This window comes from Candidatus Palauibacter polyketidifaciens, from assembly GCF_947581785.1.
GTDB classification, from domain to species: domain Bacteria; phylum Gemmatimonadota; class Gemmatimonadetes; order Palauibacterales; family Palauibacteraceae; genus Palauibacter; species Palauibacter polyketidifaciens.
The window spans coordinates 1-21,817 of record NZ_CANPVO010000016.1 but is presented as its reverse complement, the minus strand read 5'-3'; the positions used below and the strand labels follow the sequence as shown (position 1 = coordinate 21,817).

Sequence of the window (21,817 nt, the reverse complement as noted above, 5' to 3'; positions counted from 1 at the left end):
TGACCGCACGTCGCGCTCAGTTTCCGACCACGTTGACCCGCGCGTACCAGATCCGTCCCGCCACGCCGTAGGGGGACTCCGAGGGGTATTCCATCGTCCACAGTTGGGCCACGGCGTCGTCCGGGAGTCGGTTCGGCAGGCGGTCAAGCAGGTTGTTGGCGCCGACGCCCACCCGGATGCGGTCGCCCAGCCGGAAGCTGACTTCGAGGTCGGCGATGGTCGCCGCGTCGATCGTGACGTTCTCCTCGAAGATGAACGGGGTCGTGACGGAACCGATCCGGTTCAGACCGAACCTCGCGCCGAAACCTCGTGCGAAGCGTACATCGGCGCTGACGCCGATCCGCTGTCCGGGCTGGGAGTCCTCGATGAGGGTCTGCTGGGTGTCTCCGATGAAGTTCTCGTTGCGGTTCGCGGTGATCTCCGTGCTGTTCCGGTGCAGGCTGGCCGACAGGTCCGCGGCCCCCCAGTCCATGCCGCGGAAGCGCCAGGTCGCCGCCATGTCGAACCCCTGCGTGCGCGTGTCGATCGCGTTCGTCCAGAACGCCACGGCGTCCACCGGCCGACCCTGGAACTGCGCGCCGGGCCGAAGTCCGTGGCTCGGGTTGAGGCTCTGGGTCAAGGCGATCGCGTCGTTGACGTTGACGCGGTAGTAGTCCGCCGTCACCAGCAGGCCGGCGTCGTTGGAGTAGACGAGTCCGCCCGTGAAGCTGAGCGATGTCTCGTGGCTCAGCGAACAGGCGCCGAAGTCGGAACACGCGATCGCATCGCCCTCGGGCAGGAACCCGGCGCTCACCAGACCCTCGCTGCCGCCCACGAAACCGATCGTGTTGAACCCCCGCTGCGGGAGTCGCGGCGCCCGGAAGCCCGTGGAGACCGCGGCGCGGAGCGCGGCGCCCGTTTCGCCCACCTCCAGACGACCAGCCAGCTTGCCCGTGAGCGAACTTCCGGCGTCGGTATAGTGCTCATAACGAAGGGCGCCACCCAGCGTGCGCCCGCTCGGCGAGCGCAACTCCATGTCCGCGTACGCACCGACGCTGCTGCGATCCTGTTCGCTCAGCCGCGCCGAGGCCGGGCTGTAGCCGGGGTAGCCCTGTATCCCGCAGCTCGCGTAGACCGTCCCGTCGTTCTGGTGATGGGCCGCCGGAAAGCTGCCGGGCGTATCGCTCGGCCCGCACGCCCAGGAGGCCCGGTCGCCGGCTTCCATCCAGTACGAGTCCCTCCGGAACGCGCCCCCGACGGCCAGAAACGCCGGGGTCGAACCCACCTCGAGTTCCCTCGTCGCGTCGGCGTTCAGCGTCCACTGCCGCACGTTGAGCCCGCCGCTGAACGTGTCGCTGGGTCCGGCGTTGGCAGCGATCGAGGCGCCATCGGCCCCGGGGTTCCTCGCGAGGAACTCCGCCGCGTAGGACGGGTTGATCGAATTCGCGGCGCCGAAGGCGAACCGGCCGTGTCCGAACCCGAGACTGAGGTCTCCTGACCAGGCGCCCATGTCGCCCCGGAGACCCGCCACGGCGGATTTGTCCATCAGGTCCGACTCCTCGATGGGGAAGAAGCCGTCCGGATAGACGTAGCTGACCGAGCGAGGCACCCAGTCCGCCTTGCGGTACAGGCCGTCCGAGACCGCTTCGCGCCCGGAGTATCCCCCGAATGCATAGAATTCAGCCGATCCCCCGACGGGGACCGCGGCATTGGCCATGAAGGCCGCACCCCTGTAGTCGGGTTCGCCGTTTCGCTGCAGCTGGATGACCTTTCCGCCATCCGCACAGGGGCCGTAGGACGGATCGGGACCGAAACAGGTGGGTGCCTCGCCGGCCCGGTTCGTGACCTCCTGCCGCGCGACCTCCATCGTGAGGTTGAAGAAGCCGTCTCCGAGCGGAACCCCGGCGTTGGCCGAAGTGAACAGCCTCATACCGTCGCCACGCGACGTCCGGCCGAGGTAGGTGGCCGCGCTCACGCCGCTGGCGTCGTCCTTGAGCACGATGTTGATCACGCCGGCGATGGCATCCGAGCCGTACTGCGACGCCGCGCCCTCGCGCAGGACTTCGATCCGCTTGATGGCGTGGACCGGAATGGCGCGCAGATCCGTGCCCGTCGTCCCCTGCCCGGCCGCCGCGAGCAGCTTGGCGAACGCGACGCCGTGGCGCCGCTTGCCGTTGACCAGAACGAGCACCTGGTCGCCGTTCATGCCGCGCAGCGTCGCGACATGGAGGGCCGCGCCATCACCGGCGGACAAACGCGTGGAATTGAAGGACGGCGCGATGCTGCCCAGCACCTCTGCAAGGTCGACTTCGCCGAGCCGCGCGATTTCCTCCGCGCTGTAGATGTCCACGGGGACGGAAAGCGTCGCGGGATCCGCGACACCCGCCCGTGAGCCCACCACGACCTCGAGTTCCTGGACCACGACGACGGTGTCCGGGGGTTCCTGAGCCGCTGTCGAGCCGACCGAAGCCAGCGTTGCGAGGACCGCCGGGGCGAAGAATGCCGGAGCCTTCATGATTTTACCCTCTCGTCGGAGCGCCTTTTCCCGGAGCGATCCCCGACCGGGAGCCTCGGCGCCCTCGACAGCTCGTGGATTTCCGGGACACCTCAACAAGTATCATTATAAGTCAAACGACCCGCGGGTTTCACCCACCGGGAGGCACCATGGCTCGCAGCCGACTCCGTCCATCGTTCATCCTTACGGGAATCGCGGTTCTCGCCCTCGTCTTCCTTCTCGTGCAGGTGGCGCCGGATCCGGTGGATTCGGCCGCGACCCCGGGTCCGGACTCGCACGCCGACCTCGTGACGCTGTTCGACGAATGGCGGGCATTCGAGCGCCCCGCCTTCGTGGATGGCGTGCCGGACTATTCGGCGGCGGCGATGGCGCGGCAGCAGCAGGAACTCCCGCAGTGGCAGGGGAGGCTGGGCAGCGGCGCCCCGGAGGGCTGGTCCGTGGCGGAACAGATCGACTGGCACCTGGTCCGCGCCGAGATGAACGGGCTCGACTTCGATCACCGCGTGCGCCGCCCATGGTCGCGTGACCCGGCCTTCTACGTGACGATCTTCGCGGCGGAGAGCGACGTGCCGGCCCACGAAGGGGCGGTCATCCACGGCTGGATCGACCTCTGGACGTACGACTACCCGCTTTCGGAGGCGGATGCTGCCGAACTCGCGGGTCGCATCGGCGCGATCCCCGCCCTCCTGGAGCAGGCGCGCGAAAACCTCGCGGACTCGAACGCGCGCGACCTTTGGCTTGCCGGCCCTCGGGCCTATCGGGGTCAGATGCGGGACCTCGACGACCTTGCGGCGCGGGTGGCCGGGACGAGCGCCGCGCTCGACCAGTCCATCGCCGATGCGCGCGCCGCCTCGGAGGCGTTCATCGCGTGGCTGGAGGAGGAGGCGCCCTCGCGCACCGGACCCTCGGGCGTGGGGCGGGAGAACTACACGTGGTACATGCAGAACGTGCACCTCGTCCCGTATTCGTGGGAGGAACAGGTCACGATCATGCGGCGCGAACTCGCCCGCGCCCACGCCTCGATGCGGCTGGAGGAAAACCGCAACCGGGATCTGCCGGAACTCGAGCGCATCGCCTCGGCCGACGAATACGACCGGAGGCTGAACGAGTCCGTCGACCGCTACATGCGCTTCCTGGACGAGGAGGAGGTGGAGACGACGGAAGAGTGGATGGACCCGGCGCTCCGCGCCGTGAACGGGAGCTTCACGCCCGCCGAACCCGGCGAGATCCGGAACTTCTTCTCCGAGGTGAACTACCGCGACCCGGACGCCTTCCGGCCGCACATGCACCACTGGATCGAACTCGCGCGCATGCGGGTCGCCCCTCACGCCAGCCCTATCCGGGCCACGCCATCCCTCTACAACATCTTCGACGCCCGTTCGGAGGGACTCGCGACGGGCGTGGAGGAGATGTTCATGCACCTCGGGCTGCTCGAAGGCTCGCCCCGCTCCCGCGAACTCACGTGGATCATGCTGGCGCAGCGGGCCGCGCGGGCCCTGAGCGGTCTTTATCTGCACGGCGGCGTGTTCGACATGGAGGAGGCCGTGGCCCACGCGATGAAGTGGACGCCGCGCGGGTGGCTGCCGGACGGCGCCCTCGTGCGCGGCGAGCAGAGCCTCTACCTGCGGCAGCCGGGGTACGGGACGAGCTACGTGACCGGGAAGATCCAGATCGAGGAACTGCTCGCGGAGTACGCCATCCAGGAAGGCGGGGACTTCACCGTGAAGCGGTTCTTCGATGCCTTCTACGACGCCGGAGTCATCCCCATCGTCCTCACCCGCTGGGAGATGACGGGCGAAAAGGATGCCATCCTGGGGGCGAACTGACGCGGCCGACCCCACAGGACGCCACTGTGAGGGCGACCCGATGAGTGCGACCTGGATGCAGACGGCGCGGCGCCTCCTCCCGCGTCTCGCAGGACTCCTGCGGGAAATCCGGCCGACGTTCCACCTCGGTTCGGTGAAGGATCTGAATGCCGGACGCCTGCGCGATCTGGGCGTCGAGGCCGTCCTGTGGGATGTGGATGGGACGCTGATGGCGCACCACGCGGGGGGAGTGGATCCGGCGCTTGCAGCCGGGTTCGAGGATCTGCTCGGGGCTCCGGGGCTGCGGCACGCGATCGTCTCCAACTGCCAGGAGGCACGCTTCGCCGAGCTGGGGGAGATCTTCCCGGCGATTCCGGTCGTGCTGGGGTACGAGACCGGGGCAGGGGCGGCGTTCCGGGTCCGCCGCGGACCGCGCGAGTCGTGGCGCGGCCCCGGCGCGGCGGCGGCTTCGTCCGATGGCGGCCGGCCTCCGGGGGAGTTGCGGCCGATCCGCAAGCCGAGCCGCGAGCTCGTGCATGCCGCGCTCGAGGAACTGAACATCGCGGACCGTCCGGCGGCGGCGCTGATGGTGGGCGATCAGTACTTCACGGACATCGCGTCGGCGAACCTGGCGGGCGTCCGGTCGGTGAAGGTGCCCACGCTGCAGCGGGCGAGCTTTCCGGCCCCGGTCCGCTGGTCGCAGCGCCTCGAGGCGGTGCTCTACCGGCTGAAGTACGGCCGTCCGCGGCCGGACGGCGCTTGACGGACCCGGTCCTCGCCGCGCTCAAGCGGGAGGTCACGGCCTGCCGGATGTGTCCGCGGCTCGTCGAGTGGCGCGAGCGGGTGGCGCGGGAACGCCGGGCCGCCTTCCGCGACGACACTTACTGGGGTCGTCCGGTGCCGGGCTTCGGCGATCCGGCCGCGCGCCTCCTCATCGTCGGGCTCGCCCCGGCCGCGCACGGCGCCAACCGGACCGGGCGCATGTTCACCGGCGACCGGTCCGGCGACTGGCTCTACCGCGCCCTGCACCGCGCCGGGTTCGCCTCGCAGCCCGACTCGACCGCCCGGCACGATGGGCTGGTGCTCCGGAACGCCTGGGTGACCGCCGCCGTGCGCTGCGCCCCGCCCGGAAACAAGCCCACCGCCGGGGAGCGGGAACGGTGCCGGGGCTACCTCGAGCGCGAACTGGACTTCTTCGCCGACGCCCCCGTCATCGTCGCCCTGGGCGGGTTCTCGTTCGCCGCGCTACTGAGGACCTTCCGCGAACGCGGTGAAGCCGTCCCGCGGCCGGCGCCCCGATTCGGCCACGGCGTCGAGGTGGAGATCGGGCGCCGCCTGCTGATCGGCTCCTATCACCCGAGCCAGCAGAACACCTTCACCGGCACGCTCACGGAGCCCATGTTCGACGCCATCTGGACGCGCGCCGCCCAACTCGTCACGCCGCCTCGATGTCCGTGAGCCCGAAGTCGTTGCCCTTGAACAACAGCGGCTCGCGCGCGGTGCGCGCCAGGGCATAGACGAAGCAGTCTCCCATGTTCAGTGCGGCGGGATGGTTCCCCTTTCCGTAGCATCGCCACGCGTCGCGAGCCGCCTCGGAGTGCTGCCGCGTAACGGGAACCACCTGGATCTCCGCTTGCTCAAGAAGATCGTCGAGGTCTTGTCCGGCACCGAATCCGCCCCTGGTTTCGGCGACCATTGCCGCTTCCAGCAACGTCACCGCCGAGATTCGAGGAGCGGTTGCGCGCGCGAGCGCCCGCTCGAACCGGCGTGCGTCCTCTTCACGAAACAGGATCGCCAGGATGGCGGAGGTGTCGACGATCACTTCGGGAGGCCGTGCTCGTCGTAGAGGTAGTCGCCGTGCTCGATCGCGGAGGGGCCGGGCTTGAGCCTCGCGGCGCACCGCTCGCCGATGGCGCGCAGGTCCCGCATGAGCGCATCCGCGTCGCGCCGTCGCTGCTCACGTTCCAGACGTTCCTTCAATGCGATCGTGATGGCTCCCGTTTTCGTATCTCCCGTCAGCCGCGCCAGCTCATCGGCCAGCCGGCACGTCTCCTCGTTCTTGATGTTGAGACTCATCATCCACCTCTCAACACGGATGGCAGAACAGATGGTAGAAACCGTCTCCGCGATTCTACCCTATCTCGTGCCGAAGTCCGTTGCAACCGACCTTGCCGCCCGCATCTTCGGGCTCCGACAGGGCGCACACCCTTGCCCGGGACCGCCGTCTCCGGTGCATGTTGCGGAGTCGCAGACCCTGGCCGCCCGCCGGACGCTCCGTGGGGCGGCGCCCGCAAGTCAGGAGATCGAGAGATGAGGAACATTCTCCGGGGAATCACGATCCTCGCCGTCGTGCTCGGGGCCACCGCCAGCCTGATTCCCGAGAGGGCGGACGCGCAGGACAAACCCACGCTCGGGGCGGATGACTACGACCAGTGGGAGCGCCTGGGCCAGGCATCGCTTTCGCCGGACGGACTCTGGCTCGCCGTCGTCGTCCGTCGCGTGGACGAGACCTCGGAGCTTCGGGTCCACCGCACCGATTCCGATTCGGTCGTCGTCGTCGCGGAAGGCGCGCGCCCCGGGTTCGGCGCGGACGGGAGCTGGCTCGCCTACGCCATCGGCGTCTCCCCGGACGAGCGCGACCGGCTGCGCGAGCGGGGGGACCCCGTCCGCAACGGCGTCGGCCTCCTCAACCTGCGGACGGGAGAGATGGAGGAGATCGAGGCGATGCAGTCGTTCTCCTTCTCCGATGACGGGAGATACCTGGCGCTCCGCCGCTACGGCTCCGCGGAGAGCGAGAGCGCCGGCGCCGACGTCCTCGTGCGGGATCTGACCCAGGGAGGGTCGATGAGCTTCGGCAACGTCTCGGCGTTCGCGTGGCAGGAGGATGGGAGCCTGCTGGCCATGACCGTCGACGCCGAGGATCGGGTCGGCAACGGCGTCCGGCTCTACGATCCGGAGTCCGGTCGCATCCGGTCGCTCGACGCGGACGAAGCGACCTACCGGGAACTGACCTGGCGGGAGAACGCCCCGGACCTTGCCGTCCTCAAGACCTTCGATGACGAGGCGTACGAGGACACGGCGCATGTGGCGCTGGCCTGGCGCGGTCTGGACTCCGGGACGCCGGCGGCGTTCACGCTCGATCCGCGGGTGCCCTCCGAGCTTCCCGCGGGCACGCGGATCGTCGAGCATCGCACCCCCGTGTGGTCGGATGACGGGGCCACCCTCTTCCTCGGCACCCAGGAGCGGATCCCGTCCGACGTCCCCTCCGATGAAGCGGGGGAGGACGGCGCCGCGGCCGACGGGAGCGGCGGCGGGGAGGGCCCCGGAGACGGCGATGGAGAGGAGGGGGACGGCGGCGACGGAGGGGACGCGGCCGACGACGCGGACGATGCGGCGGAAGACGAGGAGCGCGCCGGGGTGGAGATCTGGCATTCGCTCGACGTGGACCCGGTGCCGCAGCAGCGCGTGCGCGAGCAACAGTTGCGGCGCGAGCACGACATCGGGGCCTGGGACCTCGAGGCCGACGAATTCCTCTTCCTGGGTGGCGATCATGCGGATCGGGTCGAGATCGCGGAGGGCGGACGGCATGTGCTGGCCCGCGACGAGACGCCCTACGACGTCGACGCGATGTTCCGCCAGCAGTTCCATGACCTTTACGCCGTCGACGCGCGCACCGGGCGCCGCGAACTCGTCCGGGAGCGGATCATGGTCGGGGGAGGCTCCAGCCCCGGCGGACGTTACGTGGCCTGGTTCGAGGGGGAGGATTACTGGACCCACGACCTGACGACCGGCGAGACGCGCAACGTGACGTCCGCGCTCGGCGGAACGTTCGTGGACCTCGATCGGACTCCCACCCGCGAACAGATGCCACCGTTCGGGTTCGTCGGCTGGCTGGAGGATGACGCGGCGCTGCTCGTGAACGACCGCTTCGACGTCTGGGAGGTGAACCCGGACGGGTCCGGCGGCCGGCGCCTCACGGCCGGCACCGAGGACTCGAACCGGCACCGCATCGTGCGGCTCGACCCCGAAGCCGACGCCTTCCGTCCCGACGAGCCGCTCTACTACTCCACCTACAGCGAGTGGACGAAGGAAGCCGGGTTCTCGCGCGCCCGCCGCGGCGACACGCCGGAGCCGCTCATTTGGGAAGACGCCCGCTTCGGGGGCCTGCTCAAGGCGGCGGACGCCGACGTGTACGCCTTCCGCCGGGAACGGTTCGAGGATTCGCCCGACTATTTCGTCGCAGGGCCCGATCTCGACGACGCGCGGCAGGTCACGGCCACGAACCCCTTCCAGGACGACTACGCGTGGGGCCGGACCCAACTCGTCGAATACGAGAACGAATGGGGACGCCGGCTCCAGGGCGCGCTCGTCTATCCGGCCGACTACGAACCGGGCCGCGAATATCCGATGATCGTGAACCACTACGAGTTGCTGTCGCAGACACTCCACCAGTACCAGGTGCCCGATCCCACGCAGTACTACAACGTCCAGATCTGGAGCCAGGAGGGGTACTTCGTGTTCAGGCCGGATGTCGTGTACCGCGACCGGCGGCCGGGACAGTCCAACGTCGAGACGCTGCGTCCGGCCGTGGCGGCCGCGGTCGCGACCGGGATGATCGACACCGAGCGCGTGGGCCTCATCGGCCACTCCTGGGGCGGGTATCAGACGACGTTCTTCGTCACCCAGGACGATCTGTTCGCGGCCGCGGTGGCCGGCGCGCCGCTCACGAACCTGATGAGCATGTACCTCTCCTTCTACTGGAACTCGGGAGGGACGGACGCCCGCATCTTCGAGATCAGCCAGGGCCGCATGCAGGTCCCGTGGTGGGAGGACTGGGACTCGTACTTCAACAACTCGCCGATTCATCACATCGAGAATCTGAAAACGCCGCTCCTCATCGAGTTCGGGACCGAGGACGGCGCCGTCGAGTTCAACCAGGGAGTCGAGTTCTACAACGCCGCCCGCCGTGCCGGGAAACAACTCGTGATGCTCGTCTACGAGGGCGAGAACCACGGACTCGCGGAGGAGCCGAACCAGCGCGACTATCAGCGCCGCATCCTGGAGTGGTTCGGGCACTATCTGAAGGGCGAGCCGGCGCCGGCGTGGATCACGACCGGCGTCCCGTTTCTGGAGCAGAAGGACGGGCCCCGCAAGAAGAAAGTGAGCTGAACATGACGATTCGCGCGCTGCTCTCGCTGGGAGCGCTGCAACTCGGGCTCGCGGCCGCACCCCCTCCCGGCGAGGCACAGTCCCCCGAGAGGATCGCGGCCGGGTTCACATGGCGTCTGATCGGGCCCGCCGTTTCCGGGGGGCGCATCAACGATCTCGAAGTCGTGCCCGGCACCCAGTCGCACCTCTATGTCGGCGCGGCTTCGGGCGGCGTCTGGAAGAGCGTGAACCACGGGACGACCTGGGAATCGATCTTCGACGACGCGGCGAACCTCTCGATCGGGGACATCGCGCTCGCCCCGTCCGATCCACTGGAAGTGTGGGTCGGGACGGGAGAACCGAACAACCGCAACAGCACGCCGTGGGGCGAGGGCGTGTATCACTCCTCGGACGGCGGCAAGACGTGGCGGCTCACGGGGCTGGAGGAGACGCGCCACATCGGGCGCATCGCCGTCCACCCCACCAACCCCGACGTCGTGTGGGTGGCGGCGCTGGGGCACCTGTTCGGCCCCAACCCCGAGCGCGGCGTCTACCGGACGACGGATCGCGGCGAGACGTGGGAGAAGGTCCTCCACATCGACGATGACACCGGCTTCGTCGACCTCGCCCTCAATCCGGCGGACCCATCGATGCTCTACGCGTCGGCGTACCAGCGGCGCCGGCGCGCGTGGGGGTTCGCGGGCGGCGGGCCGGGAAGCGGCATCTACAGGTCGACGGACGGCGGCGACTCGTGGCGCGAGGTCACGGACGGCCTGCCCGCGGGTGACAAGGGACGGATCGGACTCGCCGTCTCCGGGCGTGATCCGGCCCTGGTCATGGCCGTGGTGGAGGCCGAGGAGGGCGGGATCTTCAAGTCCCGCGACCACGGAGAGACGTGGACGCGCGTGAACGAACTGAACCAGCGCCCGATGTACTACAGCCAGCTCCGGATCGACCCCAACGATGAGGAGCGGGTGTGGCTCGTGGCGGGGAGCCTGCACCGGTCGGAGGACGGCGGCGACAGCTTCGAGGCGCTGCCCATGGAGATCGAGTACAACACCGGTGTCCACGTGGACCACCACGACCTGTGGATCGATCCCGAGGACTCGCGTCACATGATCCTCGGGAACGACGGGGGGCTCTATTCGACGTGGGACGACGGCGACAACTGGACGTTCATCGGGAATATCCCCATCGCCCAGTTCTACGACATCGACCTGGACCTGGCGGATCCGTACCACGTGTACGGCGGACTGCAGGACAACAACTCGTACCGGGGGCCCAGCCGCACGCGTCGCTATCACGGGATCCTGAACCGCGACTGGCAGGTCCTCGATTACGGCGACGGGATGTACGCCGAGACGGACTGGGGAGACCCGGGGACGGTCTACGTCACGTCGCAGAACGCCGGGATCGTGCGCGTGAACCTCGCCACCGGCGACCGGAAGGCGCTCAAACCTTTCCCGCAGGACACGACGGTTTCGTATCGCTTCGACTGGAAGTCGCCGATTCTCGTGTCGCCACATGACGCCGCGCGCGTGTACCTCGGCGGGAACCGGCTGTTCATCTCGGACGATCGCGGCGAGAGTTGGGCCGCGACCGAAGACCTCACGCGGCAGATCCACCAGGACAGCCTCGCGTTGATGGGCGTCCGCCCGGACTCGACGACGCTCTCGAAGCACGATGGCGCCTCCGGGTACGGGGAGATCACGGCCGTGGCGGAGTCGCCGGTCGAGGCGGGGGTGCTGTGGATCGGGGCGGACGACGGTTCGGTGCGGCTGAGCCGGGACGGCGGCGCGACGTGGGAGGATCTGACCGGCCGGGTGGCGGAGGCCGCGGGCATCCCGTTCCCGTACTACGTGAGCTGGGTCGAGACCTCGCACGCGGAGGCGGGCCGGGCCTACGTGAGCCTGGACGGCCACTGGGACGACGACTACGGCCCGCACGCGGTGGTGACGGAGGACTTCGGCGCCACATGGCGCTCGCTCGCGGACGGACTCGGCGGGGCGGCGGCGGTGACGGCCACGGGCCGGGCGACGGGCGGCGGCATGGCGAGCGTAAACGTGATCCGCGAACACCCGGACAACCCGGACCTGCTGCTCGTCGGCGCGGAGAACGGCGCCTTCGCCTCGCTCGACCGGGGAGCGACGTGGGCCCCGGTCGGCTCGGGCCTCCCCGCCGTTCCGGTCGACGACATCGAGATCCACCCGCGCGAGAACGACGTCGTCCTCGGCACGCACGGCCGCGCAATCTGGATTCTCGACGACATCACGCCGCTTTCGCAGGGGTCCGCCGCGGCCGCGACGAACGACGGCGCCCCGCAGCTGTTCGCCCCGCGACCGGCGACCCTCTTCCTGTACCGGAACGACGTACCGTCGATGGGCCAGGGGACGTTCCGCGCGGAGAACCCCGCGTTCGGCGCGAACATCGACTACCGGCTCGCGGAGGCGACGGGTGACGGCATCTCGATCGACGTACTGGACGCGGACGGCCGGCAGGTCCGCGCGCTCGACGGTCCGGGCGCCGCCGGCCTCAACCGGGTCACGTGGGATCTGCGGCACGATCCTCTTCCGCACGACACCGCGCGCTACGAGGTGCCCAGCCTGGACGCGGGCCCCGAAGGTCCCTTCGTCCTGGCGGGCACGTTCACGGTGCGGCTGACCGTGGGCGGCGAGACGCGGGAACAGTTGCTGGAGGTCCGTCCCGACCCCGAGCTGCCGGTGTCTGCCGAGGAGCGCCTGGCCCGTTACGAGTTCACGATGGACCTGTTCGACCTGCAGCGGCTGGCCTACGAACGGGGTATCGAGGCGTACGACCTGGAGCGCCGGGCTTCGGATGTGCTTGAGGCGCTGGAAAGCGCGGAGGTGGTCGCAGCGGACGATCTCGAACGGGCGCGCGAACTGGCGGGCGAGATCGAGGAACTCGCCGACGAGTGGCGCTCGATCAACGACGACGTCCGCAACTGGTGGACCGGCCTGCGCGGCAAGTTCGACGGTGGGGTGTCGACGACCGGCTCACTGACCGGGCCGTCCGATGATCACCGGCGGCGACTGGAGCAGATCCGCGCGGAGGCCGAGGCCGCGTCTGCCCGGCTGGATGCCGCGCTGGAGGAGACCGCTCCGCAGCTCGACGCGCTACGCGAAGCCGGAAGCCCGCGGCAGCCATGAGAAACTCCATCCCGGCCCACGGAGTACGACGTCCGTGACATACGACGACAGGAGCGGAGCATGAACGTCTTGACACGCCGATTGGCCTGGCTCGTCCTGCCGCTGGCCGCTGCGCCGGCCGCGCTCGAGGCGCAGGCCTGCCTCGGCTTCAGCGGCCGCGGGTTCCTCAGCGGCTCCGGCGCCGTGTGGCGGGAATCATCCGAAGACATCACGGGCCTCGGAGGCGCGGCCGGGTTCGACCTGGGTCTCGTGGCCGCGACGGGTCATTACGTGAAGTTCTCGGGCGCGGATGAGTTCGATCAGGAGTTCGACTTCGAGGACGCGCGCGCGAGCGTCGGCCTCAAACTTCCGCTGCCCGTCCCGTCGGTTTGTCCGCTCGTCACCGTGGGGGTCGGAGGCGTCCTGTCGAGGAACTTCGACGATCTCCCGTACAAGAGCGAGACCGTTTACGGGGTTGGCGTGGCCGTCGGACAACGCTTCGGCGCGCCGGGCTCCGGCCTCGCGATCATCCCCTCGGCGACCCTGAGCATCGAGAACTATTCGGTCGACAGGCTCTACGACGACATCGTGGAGGGGGACAGGGAATTCAGCCCCGTCATCCGCGGCGGCGTCACGGTCGAGATCGGCAGCATTCACGTCCGGCCGTACGTCGTGTTCACGACCGCCGATGACAGTTACCTGATCGCCGGAGCCCAGCTGGGCGTCACCTTCTGATGAGTCCCGGCGGGCCCGAGCGGCGGGCCCGAGCACTGCGCAGGGCGCTGCGGCACCACTCGTATCTCTACTACGTCCGCAATCAGCCCGAGATATCCGACGAACGGTTCGACGAGATGTTCCGCGAACTGAAGGCCCTGGAGACGTCGCACGCGGAACTCGTCACCCCCGATTCCCCGACCCAGCGCGTGGGGGCGGAGCCGCTCGATGCATTCGAGACGATCGAGCATACCGCCCCGATGCTCAGCCTCGATTCATCCGCCGACGTGGAGCCGCTCGAACGGTTCGACGAACGGATGCGCAAGGCGCTCGGAGATGACATCGCATACGTCGTCGAGCCGAAACTGGACGGCGCCTCGATCGAACTCGTCTACGAATCCGGCCGGCTCTCGCGGGCCGTAACCCGGGGAGATGGAGTACGCGGCGAAGGCGTGACCGAGAACATCCGCACGATCCAGTCGGTACCGCTCCGGCTGCGGACCGCGGATCGGGAGGCGCCGCCGCTCCTGGCGCTGCGGGCCGAAGTCATCATGAGAGTGGGCGATTTCGAGGCGCTGAACGCCCGGCTTCTCAAGAGCGACCGCCCTCCGTTCGCGAACCCGCGCAACGCCGCGGCCGGATCGCTCCGGCAGCTCGACCCGCGCATCACCGCGGCGCGCCCCCTCGATATCTACGTCTACGACATCCTCGCGATCGATGGACGGCCGCCGGCCACCCAGCGCGCCACGCTCGAGGCGCTGCGCGAGTGGGGGCTGCCCGTGAACGAGCGGTGCCGCCCCTCCGCCGACGTCGGGGAGATCCTCGCGTTCCAGGCGGAGATCGAGGAGGGGCGCGACGACCTCGAGTACGAGATCGATGGGATCGTCATCAAACTCGACGACATCGCCGCGCGGGACGAAGTCGGCGAGACATCGCACCACCCGCGCTGGGCGTTCGCGTTCAAGTTCCCGCCGCGGAAAGAGGTCACCCGGCTGCTTCACATCTTCCCCAGCGTGGGGCGGACCGGCGTCGTGACCCCCATCGCCTTCATGCGCCCGGTGGAACTGGGCGGCGTGACGGTGAGCCGCGCGAACCTGCATAACCGGGAAGAGGTCGCTCGCAAGGACATTCGCGAGGGGGATCGGGTGCGGGTGCAGCGGGCGGGGGACGTGATTCCACAGGTCCTGGAGCGGATCGAGGAGCCGGGCCGCGAGCGCGCGGAACCGTGGGTCATGCCTGCCGAGTGTCCTTCATGTGGGGCTCTCCTGGAGCCACGCGGCCCATACACGTTCTGCCCCAACCTGTTCGCCTGCCCCGCGCAGCTGGCCGGGCGGATTCAACATCTCGGGTCGCGGCATGCCCTCGACATCGAAGGACTGGGAGAAGAAACCGCGAACCTCCTCGTCCGGCAGGGCGTGATCGGCCGCGTCCCCGAACTGTTCGAACTCGAGGCGGCGAAGCTCATGGAACTGGAGGGCTTCGCGGAGAAGTCCGCCACGAACCTCGTCACGGCGATCGCCGAAGCGCGGACGACCGAACTCGCGCGCTTCATCTACGGCCTCGGGATCCCCGAGATCGGGGTGACCGTGGCGCGTGAACTCGCATCGCACTTCCTCTCCTTCGAGGCCTTCCGGGAGGCGGCGGCAGCGGGAAAGGAGGCGCCCGCGGGGGAGGCGGCGGCAGCGGGGGAGGAGGCGCCCGCGGGAGAGGGGGCGCCCGCGGGGGAGGCGCTTCAGGAAGTGGACGGGATCGGACCCCTGATGGCGGAGCAGATCAGCGCCTTCCTGGCCCGCCCCGAGGTGTCGGCGGTCGTGGACGAACTGCGTGCCTGCGTCGAGCCCGTGCCCCCGCCGCGCGCGGGAGACACCCTGGCCGGACTCCGAATCGTCCTCACCGGAGGGCTCGAGTCGATGAGCCGCTCCGAAGCCGGGAAGAAGCTCGAGGCTCTGGGCGCGAAGGTCACGTCATCCGTGAGCAGGCAGACGAGCTACGTCGTTGCGGGCGAGAACCCCGGCCGCAAACTCGAGCGGGCGCAGACCCTCGGGGTCGAGATCCTGGATGAGGCGGGCCTCCTCAAGCTCCTGAGCGACGGACCCGGCGCCCTCTCGCCGTTCGAAGACGTTCCCGCACCCGATGAGGCTCCTGAACCCGGCGCCGCGGGCGACGCTTCCGAACCCGACGCGCCCTGATGGAGAACATCGAGATCGTCCGCGTCCTGGACGAGGTGGCCGATCTGCTCGAGATCCAGCAGGCGAACCCGTTCCGCGTCCGGGCCTACCGCAATGCGGTCCGCACGATCAACGCGCACGCATCCCCCCTGCGCAAGCTGGTCGAGCAGGGCGCCGACCTCACCGAGCTGCCGTCGATCGGGAAAGGGTTGGCGGACAACATTCGCGAACTCGTGGAAAGCGGGCGCCTCACGATGCTCGAGGAGATAGCGGCCGAGATCCCCCCGGGGCTCGTCGAGTTGATGCGGCTCCCGGGGGTCGGCCCGAAAAAGGCGCGCAAGCTGTGGGACGAGCTGGGCGTCGAATCGATCGACGACCTGGAGGAGGTCGCGAGCGAAGGACGCGTGGCCGAACTGCCCGGCTTCGGAGTCAAGACGCAGGACCGGATCCTGAGCGGCATACGCAACTATCGCACGAGCACGACTCGCTTCCGCCTCGGAGAAGTCGACAAGCTCCTGCCGCCGCTGATCGACCACCTGCAGGCGACGCCCGGCGTCACCCGCCTGGAAGTCGCGGGGAGCTACCGGCGCCGGAAGGAAACGGTCGGCGACATCGACATCCTCGTCCTCGCCGACGACGCGCGCGCCGCCTCCGACGCCCTCGTCGGGTTCTCCGGCGTGGAGAGCGTGATCGGAGCCGGAGGGACGAAGACCTCGGTGCGTCTCCGCAGCGGATTGCAGGTCGACCTGCGGGTCGTGCCCCCCGAAAGCTGGGGAGCCGCGCTCATCTATTTCACCGGATCGAAGGAGCACAACATTCGCCTGCGCCGCCGCGCGCTCGACCGGAAGCTGCGGGTCTCCGAGTACGGCGTGTTCACGATCCCCGAGGACTCCCTGGACGATGCGCTCGGCGAGCGGGGCATCGCCTCCGAGGGGGAGATGGTCGCGGGAGCGACGGAAGAGGAGGTCTACCGGGCGCTCGACCTCTCCTGGCTGCCGCCGGAGATACGCCGCGACCGGGGCGAGTTCGCGGCCTCCGACGCCGGGGAACTGCCCCGCCTGGTCGAAACGTCCGACCTGCGTGGCGACGTCCACATGCACAGCACCTGGTCCGACGGCCGCGCTTCCCTGGAGGAGATGGTCCGGGCGTGCGTGGCGCGCGGCTACGAGTACATGGCGATCACCGACCACTCCAAAGCGCTGGCGATGGTCGAGGGTCTCGATGCCGCGAAGCTTCGACGCCAGTGGCAGGAGGTCGCGGAGGTGCAGGCGGCGCACCCCGAGATCCGGATCCTGCGCGGGCTGGAAGTCGACATCCTCCGCGACGGGTCGCTGGACCTCGAAGACGAAATGCTCGATCAGCTCGACGTCGTCATCATCTCGGTCCATTCCTTCTTCGGAATGGACCGGGCGCAGCAGACGTCACGCGTCCTGAAGGCGCTCGCACACCCCCGCTCGATGATCTTCGGGCACCCGACGGGACGGATCATCAACCGGCGCGGCCCCATCGATGTGGACATCGACGATATTCTGCACGCCTGCGCCGAGTTCGGGGTCGCCGTCGAGGTCAACTCGCACCCCCACCGCCTGGACCTGAAGGACAGCCACCTCTGGCGCGCGCGCGAACTGGGCGTGCCCGTCGTGGTCGCGACCGACGCGCACCGGCCGGACGATCTGGATCTGGCGCACTACGGCATCGAACAGGCCCGCCGGGCGTGGCTCACCGCGGAACACGTCCTCAATACGCGTGGCGTGGACGACTTCCTGGCAGCTCTTCAAGGGAAGCCGGCGATTTGATCCCCCGTTGAGAGCCGGTCCCCATACTCCCGTCGACAAGGGCCGGCATTTGGGACCCCAGGGCACGGAGGCTCGGACACATGACGCGTCGAAGCGGACTCTCGCCGCTGTCGCGGGATCACCACATACCGCTTCCCCGACAGCTCGCGGCCGATCTGGAGGCCGGGATTCGGGATGGACACGTGCGGCCCGGAGCCCCGCTACCGTCATCCCGGGACTTGGCGCGTCGGCTCGGCGTCGACCGGGGGACCGTCGGAGCCGCGCTCGCGCGACTGCGGCGGAGAAACCTCATCGAACTCGGGAAGGGGCAGCGTCCCCGCGTGTCGATGCGCCCGCGCTCCCCCCGTCCGCCGCCCGCCGTGGAGATGGTGCCGCGGGCGGCGGCGCTGGACCTGCTGAGGCGGGCGCATGCGGGGGGACTCTCACGTTGGCGGCTGCTCAACGAGCTGGAGCGGATCGTGGGCGAGCCGCGGAGCCCGGATCCGCATCCCGTGACGCTGTGCGAACCTCGCGCCGGGTTGCGGGCCGTGCTCGCTGCGGAACTGGAAGAGGCGTGCGGGTTCGTCGTTCGCGCCGTCGACTCCGCGCGAAAGATGCCGGAGGACGCCCCGGTGGTCCTGCGGCGTGAACTGCTGTCACGGATGCGCCGGTCCGGAACCGTCGAGTGCGTTCCGATTTCACTCGCCGGGGGCACCCGCGAACGCGAACTCGTCCGACGCCGAATACGCCGTGGATTCGTCGTGCTTCTCTCCCGCAGCGAGACCGTGCGCGTGTTCGCCGCGGAACTCGCCGCCAGGGACTTCGCTCTCGGAATCCGCTTCAGGGCCCTCGACCCGCACGTCGACGCGCAGGCCGTGCAGCGAGCCGTAACGGCGGCAACGATCATCTTTCATGACCGACTCGTCCCGCTATCCCGGTATTCCGCAGGGACGGCTCCAGCGGTGCCGATCACGCTCCTCCCTCCCGAAGAGATCGAACGGCTCCGCGCCTACCTGTCCAGCACGGACCGGCCCGACCGCGGCCGCAGCGGATCCGCTTCCTCCGGGCCGCTACGCCCGGGGAGGACATAGCCCATGCGCGCATACCCAGCTATATTGAGGGAAGTTCTGCCGTCGCCCCGCCATGGAGTTGTTGAGATTGTGAAGAACAGGTTCTATCCGGCCGACTATTCGGAAAGTGGGCCATACACTGTGACCACTGTCTGTCGCGGCATGGACTCCGGCTCCGAGTGTGATCGTGTCTAAAGCCAACTTCGACCCCGGCGTGATCGTGAGGGCCCTCCGCTTCCGGGCGAAACTCGATGGATTTCGGCTCGAGCGCGGCCATTACATGGATCGGTCCGAGGATCGCGCGGATCGCTGGTACGTCGTTCCGTTGGGAGACAGCGACGCCTCGCGCTCGGGAGACGGTTTCCCGACGATCAGGAAGGCGGCCGCCGAAGCAGAGCGCCTCCGCAAGCTCCGCGAAACTTCCCCTCCCGAGGACTAGTGTGGCCTCGCGGACGTCTGCGACACCACGCTAGCGCTCCGTCGCGGCGACTCCGGCGGACCGGCCTCTCTCCCCACCGGCCATCCAGAGAAACCGCCGCTTGAAGCGTCGACCCCCCGCAAGTATTATCGACGCCCCAACTCATCGGGACGTTGGCCCGTGGTGGAATTGGCAACACGTCTGGCTCTGGACCAGAAGATTCCAGGTTCGAGTCCTGGCGGGCCAATCAGGACAGCAGGATCCTGCGGAGGGGTGGCCGAGTGGCTTAAGGCGGCGCCCTGCTAAGGCGTTGACTCGAGAGAGTCTCGTGGGTTCGAATCCCACCCCCTCCGCCTCAGAAGGAAGGTGTGGGCGGCTCGAAAGAGTCTCGTGGGTTCGAACCGAGCGACCGCAGGAAGCGAGCTCGACGAACCCGCGGAGCGGGTGAGTCAATCCCACCCCCTCCGCCTCCCTACCTCCGGCCTCACCCCGGAGGCTTCCGGACGGGTGGCCGAGCGGACTAAGGCGCACGCCTGGAGAGCGTGTGGGCAGCAACCCTGCCTCGTGGGTTCGAATCCCACCCCGTCCGTTAGAGCAGTTTCCCACGAGGCAGGTCGAAGATGCCTGCCCTCGTGGGTTCGAACCGAGCGACCTCTGGTCGCGAGCTCGGCGAGTCCCGCGCAGCGGGAGGAAGCCAACCCCACCCCTTCCGCCCCGAAAGTTTGACAGCGGCAGCCCTCTCGGAGCACCTTCCCCGGCCGCGCGTACCGGCCGCTTCAGCAGTCTCCGAGAGCATCCCGGTAGCCGGCACCCGGAGAGGTGGCAGAACGGCAATGCACCGGTCTCGAAAACCGGCGCCCTCACGGGCTTGGGGGTTCGAATCCCCCCCTCTCCGCTAAGAAGGGGTTCGAACCGAGCGACCTCTGGTCGCGAGCTCGGCGAGTCCCCGCGCAGCGGGAGGAAGCCAATCCCCCCCTCTCCGCCAAGAAGGGGTTCGAACCGAGCGACCTCTGGTCGCGAGCTCGGCGAGTCCGGCAGACGATTCGACTCGTGCGAATGGTCACACACCCTGCTCAGCGACCCGCCGCCAACCGTGATCGGCTGTGCTTCTAGTGAAACCGCAGTGCGTCGAATAGGTTACGAAATGAACCTGTCTGCGGCGGTCAACCGGTGAACCCCGTGCTCGTCGCGTTCGCGTTCACGGCGTGCTTCGGCATGCGCTGCTGGATCCTGGACGGCCCGCGCGTCACGGAGATCGATGAAGCCTCCGCCGACACGCTCCAGAGTTGGTTCATCGGCGATTTCGGTGCCGACACACTGTGGGTCGGCGAGCGTGGCCGGATCGTCCATGCCATGAACAAGGAAACCGGTGAACGGGCTACCATCGACCGGTTGCTCGTCCGGGTCACCCGTCATGGCGCAGAGGGTTCGAAGACCCCGCTCCGGCCCCGGAGTCGACGCGACCCGGAACCTCCGCGTCCGAGACGCCTGCGCCGCAGCACCCGGGCCCGCTACGGGGACTGATACGGGGCCGGATCCCGGACTCCCGCCGCCGCGAACCCGGCGAGCCTCAGGCGGCAGGAGTCACACTCTCCACAGGCCGCGCCCGATTCATCGGGATCGTAGCAACTGCGCGTCATCCCGTAGTCGACGCCCAGCGCGAGTCCGCGCCGGATGATCTCCGCCTTGGTGAGGTCGATCAGAGGTGCGTGGATCCGGAACGGCCGGTTCCCTTCCACCCCCGCCTTGGTGCCGAGGCCGGCAAGCTTCTCGAACGCATCGAGAAACTCGGGCCGACAGTCGGGATATCCGCTGTAGTCGACGGCGTTGACGCCAATGAAGATGTCGGAAGCCTGGAGAGCCTCCGCCCACGCGAGAGCCATCGACAGGAAGATCGTGTTCCGCGCCGGGACGTAAGTGACGGGGATGTCCTCGGAGTCCGCAGCCACCTGCGGGCCCCTGGGTACTTCCAGGTCACCGGTGAGGGCCGAGCCCCCGAACGCCCGCAGATCGACGGCGGTGATCACATGGCGGACCACCCGCATCGCCTCCGCGAGGCGGCAGGCGGCGTCCACCTCGAGTTCGTGTCTCTGTCCGTAGCGGAGCGTTAGAGCATAGGGCCGATATCCCCGCTCGACCGCGATCGCCAGCGTGGTTGCCGAGTCGAGTCCACCACTGAGCAGGACAACCGCTCTGCGGTCCATCCACTACCTCCAGAAAGCGCGTTCACGACCCCGGAGCCCCTGCCGGGAGGCCACTTGTAACACGGTTTCGCACCGCGCGGCAATGCATGATAGAGTGGAGCAGCAAGTGGCTGTGGCACCTGGATGTCCTGCGGGGTCGGGCAGGGATACCCGGAAGGAGAAACGATGCGGATCCGGTCACCCGGCCGGGGCGACGCACTGCTGGTCGTCGATGTGCAGAACGACTTCCTCCCCGGCGGCGCGCTCGCCGTCTCTGAAGGCGATGCCGTCATTCCATTTCTGAACGAAGCGATCCGCGCCTTCTCCGAAGCGGGCCTTCCGATCTTCGCGACGCGCGACTGGCACCCGCCGGACCACTGCTCGTTCGTGCAGCAGGGCGGGCTCTGGCCGCTTCACTGCGTTGGAGGGACGAGTGGAGCGGCGTTCCCGAAGTCCCTGAGACTTCCTGCCGCGGCCGTCGTGATCTCGAAGGCCGATGACCCGGCCTCCGAAGCCTACTCTGCGTTCTCGGGCACCGATCTCGCCGAGCTCCTCTCGGATCGACGCGTCGGACGGGTCTTCGTGGGCGGACTCGCGACGGATTACTGCGTGCTTCGAACCGTCCTCGACGCACGGGCGGTCGGTCTGGACGTGGTCGTTCTGGACGATGGGGTGAGAGCCGTGGATGTCGAGTCGGGCGATGGGGACCGCGCCATCGGACGCATGCGAGCGGCCGGGGCCGTATTCGCCTCCACGCGAACGGCCCTGGCCGAGGAGTAGCGAACGATGGCGGAAGGCGGCGTCATCCGGACGCCGAACCGGGGAGGGAGCGCCCTGCTCACGGACCTCTACCAGCTCACCATGCTCAAGGCGTACTGGGAACACGGGATGCGCGA

At 68.7% G+C, this 21,817-nt stretch carries 16 protein-coding genes and 4 tRNA genes; 16 read left to right on the top strand and 4 right to left on the bottom strand.

Annotation, left to right across the window (positions count from 1 at the left end; all coding sequences use genetic code 11):
- Positions 1-16 precede the first annotated feature (16 nt).
- A complete protein-coding gene (locus RN729_RS05170) occupies positions 17-2,494 on the bottom strand; it encodes a TonB-dependent receptor (RefSeq protein ID WP_310782616.1) in 2,478 nt (825 codons plus the stop codon).
- 149 nt (positions 2,495-2,643) lie between these two features.
- On the opposite strand from RN729_RS05170, the gene RN729_RS05165 reads away from it, so the two are divergent.
- Genes RN729_RS05165 through RN729_RS05155 form a run of 3 tightly spaced genes read left to right on the top strand, consistent with a single transcriptional unit; the run spans position 2,644 to position 5,757 of the window.
- Positions 2,644-4,320: a DUF885 family protein gene (locus RN729_RS05165; protein ID WP_310782615.1), complete on the top strand. Its 1,677-nt coding sequence runs from the start codon at positions 2,644-2,646 to the stop codon at positions 4,318-4,320.
- Between the two features lie 40 nt (positions 4,321-4,360).
- Positions 4,361-5,062 (top strand): HAD hydrolase-like protein, encoded by a 702-nt coding sequence (locus RN729_RS05160; protein WP_310782614.1) that lies wholly within the window; start codon positions 4,361-4,363, stop codon positions 5,060-5,062.
- A gap of 47 nt (positions 5,063-5,109) precedes the next feature.
- On the top strand, positions 5,110-5,757 hold the full coding sequence (locus RN729_RS05155) for a uracil-DNA glycosylase (RefSeq protein ID WP_343218900.1): 648 nt from the start codon (positions 5,110-5,112) through the stop codon (positions 5,755-5,757).
- Here the strand turns inward: RN729_RS05155 and RN729_RS05150 are convergent.
- Together RN729_RS05150 and RN729_RS05145 are read right to left on the bottom strand one after the other, a co-directional pair.
- Entirely contained in the window at positions 5,735-6,121 is a 387-nt protein-coding gene (locus tag RN729_RS05150) for a type II toxin-antitoxin system VapC family toxin (protein WP_310782612.1), read from the bottom strand. The genes RN729_RS05155 and RN729_RS05150 overlap by 23 nt on opposite strands.
- A complete protein-coding gene (locus RN729_RS05145) occupies positions 6,118-6,375 on the bottom strand; it encodes a type II toxin-antitoxin system VapB family antitoxin (RefSeq protein WP_310782611.1) in 258 nt (85 codons plus the stop codon). The genes RN729_RS05150 and RN729_RS05145 overlap by 4 nt, the downstream gene beginning before the upstream one ends.
- 234 nt (positions 6,376-6,609) lie before the next feature.
- On the opposite strand from RN729_RS05145, the gene RN729_RS05140 reads away from it, so the two are divergent.
- From RN729_RS05140 to RN729_RS05085, 12 genes are all read left to right on the top strand, one after another.
- Positions 6,610-9,468 carry a prolyl oligopeptidase family serine peptidase gene (locus RN729_RS05140; RefSeq protein ID WP_310782610.1) on the top strand — a complete coding sequence of 953 codons (2,859 nt, stop codon included), beginning with the start codon at positions 6,610-6,612 and terminating at the stop codon, positions 9,466-9,468.
- 2 nt (positions 9,469-9,470) lie between these two features.
- Complete coding sequence (locus RN729_RS05135) at positions 9,471-12,614, top strand: hypothetical protein (protein ID WP_310782609.1); 3,144 nt, start codon at positions 9,471-9,473, stop codon at positions 12,612-12,614.
- 60 nt (positions 12,615-12,674) lie between these two features.
- Positions 12,675-13,328: a hypothetical protein gene (locus RN729_RS05130; RefSeq protein WP_310782608.1), complete on the top strand. Its 654-nt coding sequence runs from the start codon at positions 12,675-12,677 to the stop codon at positions 13,326-13,328.
- Entirely contained in the window at positions 13,328-15,496 is a 2,169-nt protein-coding gene (ligA, locus tag RN729_RS05125; protein ID WP_310782607.1) for an NAD-dependent DNA ligase LigA, read from the top strand. The genes RN729_RS05130 and ligA overlap by 1 nt, the downstream gene beginning before the upstream one ends.
- Positions 15,496-17,271, top strand: a complete 1,776-nt coding sequence (polX, locus tag RN729_RS05120) for a DNA polymerase/3'-5' exonuclease PolX (RefSeq protein ID WP_310782606.1) — start codon at positions 15,496-15,498, stop codon at positions 17,269-17,271. The genes ligA and polX overlap by 1 nt, the downstream gene beginning before the upstream one ends.
- An 80-nt stretch (positions 17,272-17,351) precedes the next feature.
- Complete coding sequence (locus tag RN729_RS05115; RefSeq protein WP_310782605.1) at positions 17,352-18,341, top strand: GntR family transcriptional regulator; 990 nt, start codon at positions 17,352-17,354, stop codon at positions 18,339-18,341.
- 166 nt (positions 18,342-18,507) lie between these two features.
- Positions 18,508-18,759, top strand: a complete 252-nt coding sequence (locus tag RN729_RS05110) for a hypothetical protein (RefSeq protein WP_310782604.1) — start codon at positions 18,508-18,510, stop codon at positions 18,757-18,759.
- 153 nt (positions 18,760-18,912) lie between these two features.
- Positions 18,913-18,985 (top strand) — tRNA-Gln (locus RN729_RS05105).
- 20 nt (positions 18,986-19,005) lie between these two features.
- A tRNA-Ser gene (locus tag RN729_RS05100) sits at positions 19,006-19,091 on the top strand.
- A gap of 148 nt (positions 19,092-19,239) precedes the next feature.
- Positions 19,240-19,327: transfer RNA gene (locus tag RN729_RS05095), tRNA-Ser, on the top strand.
- A gap of 224 nt (positions 19,328-19,551) precedes the next feature.
- Positions 19,552-19,633, top strand: a tRNA-Ser gene (locus RN729_RS05090).
- A gap of 275 nt (positions 19,634-19,908) precedes the next feature.
- On the top strand, positions 19,909-20,262 hold the full coding sequence (locus RN729_RS05085) for a hypothetical protein (protein WP_310782603.1): 354 nt from the start codon (positions 19,909-19,911) through the stop codon (positions 20,260-20,262).
- Here RN729_RS05085 and queC read toward each other — a convergent pair.
- Entirely contained in the window at positions 20,250-20,942 is a 693-nt protein-coding gene (gene queC, locus RN729_RS05080; protein WP_310782602.1) for a 7-cyano-7-deazaguanine synthase QueC, read from the bottom strand. The two genes, RN729_RS05085 and queC, sit on opposite strands and share 13 nt — an antisense overlap.
- A gap of 165 nt (positions 20,943-21,107) precedes the next feature.
- Here queC and RN729_RS05075 point away from each other — a divergent pair, with 165 nt between their 5' ends.
- Positions 21,108-21,701: an isochorismatase family protein gene (locus tag RN729_RS05075; RefSeq protein ID WP_310782601.1), complete on the top strand. Its 594-nt coding sequence runs from the start codon at positions 21,108-21,110 to the stop codon at positions 21,699-21,701.
- Positions 21,702-21,817: the final 116 nt, after the last annotated feature.